The sequence below is a fragment of the Amycolatopsis thermalba genome (assembly GCF_003385215.1).
GTDB classification, from domain to species: Bacteria; Actinomycetota; Actinomycetes; order Mycobacteriales; family Pseudonocardiaceae; genus Amycolatopsis_E; species Amycolatopsis_E thermalba.
Genome location: NZ_PQHW01000205.1, coordinates 1 through 2,437 on the forward strand (window position 1 = coordinate 1; position 2,437 = coordinate 2,437).

Sequence of the window (2,437 nt, forward strand, 5' to 3'; positions counted from 1 at the left end):
GCGGACGAGTGGCTGGCGGGCGGGTGAACGGGGCGTGCCGCAGGTCAGCGTCTACGCTGAGGACCCGTGCGCGTCCTTGTGATCGGGTCCGGTGCCCGCGAACATGCCCTGCTCCTCGCCGTGTCCCACGACCCGGCCGTCACCGCGCTGGCCTGCGCGCCCGGCAACGCCGGCACCGCGGCGCTGGCCGAGCAGCTCGGTGTCGACGTGGCGGACCCGGCGGCGGTCGCCGAGCTGGCCCGGAGCTGGCGGGCCGACCTCGTGGTGATCGGGCCCGAGGTGCCGCTGGTCGCCGGCGCGGCCGACGCCGTGCGCAAGGCCGGCATCCCGGTCTTCGGGCCGTCCGCCGCCGCGGCCCGCATCGAGGGCTCGAAGGCGTTCGCGAAGGACGTGATGGCCGCCGCGAAGGTGCCCACCGCGCGCAGCGAGATCGTGGACAACCCGGCCAAGCTCGACGAGGCGCTCTCCCGCTTCGGCCCGACCTGGGTGGTCAAGGACGACGGGCTGGCCGCGGGCAAGGGCGTCGTCGTCACCCCGGACCGCGACGCGGCCCGCGCGCACGCGATGAAGCTGCTCGACGGCGGCCACCCGGTGTTGCTCGAGTCGTTCCTCGACGGGCCCGAGGTGTCGCTGTTCTGCCTGGTCGATGGCCGGACCGTGGTGCCGCTGCTGCCCGCGCAGGACTTCAAGCGCGTCGGCGACGGGGACACCGGCCCGAACACCGGCGGCATGGGCGCCTACGCGCCGCTGCCGTGGGCGCCCGCGGGCCTGGTCGACGACATCGTGCGCGACATCGTCCAGCCGGTCGTCGACGAGATGGCCGCCCGCGGCGCCGAGTTCTCCGGCCTGCTCTACGCGGGCCTCGCGATCACCTCCGACGGCCCGCAGGTCATCGAGTTCAACTGCCGCTTCGGCGACCCGGAGACGCAGGTCGTGCTCGCGCTGCTGGCCACCCCGCTGGCCGGGCTGCTGCACGCGACCGCCACCGGCACCCTCGCCGAGCAGCCGCCGCTGGAGTGGCACCCGGGCTCCGCGGTCACCGTCGTGATCGCCGCCGACGGCTATCCGGGCGTGCCGCGCGCGGGTGACGTGATCACCGGCGCCGAGGCCGAGGGCGTGCTGCACGCCGGTACCCGCCGCCGCGACGACGGCGCCGTGGTGTCGCACGGTGGCCGTGTGCTGTCCGTGGTCGGCGTCGGCGAGGACCTCGACGCGGCCCGCGCCCAGGCCTACGAGCGGGTCGCGAAGGTGCACCTGGCCGGCTCGCACCACCGCACCGACATCGGGCTCAAGGCCGCTCGCGGCGAGATCACCGTGCCCGGCGCTTCGGCGAATTCCAGCCCTAGCTGACACCCGGGTTGGTAGCCTTCCTACCGGAACTGGTCGGCTACCGTCCGTACCCGGGAGAGTGCGTTATGGCAGAGGACGACCTGCGTGGCGCCGGCCAGGGCCTCGCGCCCACGCTCGGCGTGCCCTCGGTGCCGCACGACCTGCGGGTGGACCCGGACAAGATGCTGCTGGTCGCGCAGGTGATCAGCGAGCAGGCCGACACCCTCGACGAGCGCATCCGCCAGCAACTGGCCGGCCTCGACATCAGCGCGCCCGCCCAGGACGTGATCAGCACCACGGCGGCCGACGCGTGGAACCGGCTGGTGGCCCGCGGCGACGACTCCTACGCGGCGCGGGTGCAGGCCTACGTGCGGAACCTGCGCGATCTGGCCGCGCAGCTGCAGCAGGCCGCGCAGGCCTACCAGGCCGGCGAGGAGGAGAAGGTCGCCGCGCTGTCCCACCGCCCGAAACGCTGAAGTGAGGTCTGGCGTGGCCACGTTCGACAGCAGCAAGTACGACATCCCGACGCTCGTCGCGAAGCTGCGGGACCAGCGGTTCGACGGCTACCAGCCGGAGCAGCTCGCGCAGGTCGTGGAGAAGTTCCGCGACGGCGCGGGGCCGTCGGGCATCACCGCGGCGGTGGAGGCGCTGAAGTCGATCTCCGGCGCGCTCGCCGAGACCGAAGCGGCGCTGCGGACCCAGCTCACGGCGCTCGGTGTGGAGTGGCAGAGCCGCGCTGGCGGGCAGGCGTCGTCGGTGGTCGCGCGCGAGGCCGGGTTCTCCGGCGAGGCGACGGCGAAGGTCGAGCAGGCCGCGCAGATGTTGTTCGAGCAGGCCGAGGCGTTCACCCGGACGCGGAACAAGCTGCCCGCGCCGGAGGACCTGCGCAAGGCGGGCGGCTACACCTTCGGGGACACGGTGTTCAGCCTGTTCGGGTTCGAGACCGACCACGCCGCCGACGTGCGCACCGCCGAGGAGGCCAAGGCCCAGGCGGTGGACGCGCTGAACGCCTACGCCCACGACACCGGGCACTATCTGGGCTCGGTGTCTACTGTGGACGCTCCGGCGCCGGTTTCGCTGCTGTCGGCGCCGGGGACCGGGGTGGTTT

The 2,437-nt window shown here is 73.9% G+C and carries 3 protein-coding genes; all 3 read left to right on the top strand.

Annotated elements, in window-relative coordinates:
* The first annotated feature begins 66 nt into the window (after positions 1-66).
* Complete coding sequence (purD, locus tag D0D15_RS35605) at positions 67-1,350, top strand: phosphoribosylamine--glycine ligase (protein ID WP_094006541.1); 1,284 nt, start codon at positions 67-69, stop codon at positions 1,348-1,350.
* A 65-nt stretch (positions 1,351-1,415) separates the two neighbouring features.
* The gene (locus D0D15_RS35610; RefSeq protein WP_094006542.1) at positions 1,416-1,805 is read left to right on the top strand and encodes a PE domain-containing protein; all 390 of its coding nucleotides are present in this window, start codon (positions 1,416-1,418) and stop codon (positions 1,803-1,805) included.
* Positions 1,806-1,818: 13 nt separating this feature from the next.
* A partial coding sequence (locus tag D0D15_RS35615; RefSeq protein ID WP_115945099.1) for a PPE domain-containing protein occupies positions 1,819-2,437 on the top strand: 619 nt, incomplete at its 3' end.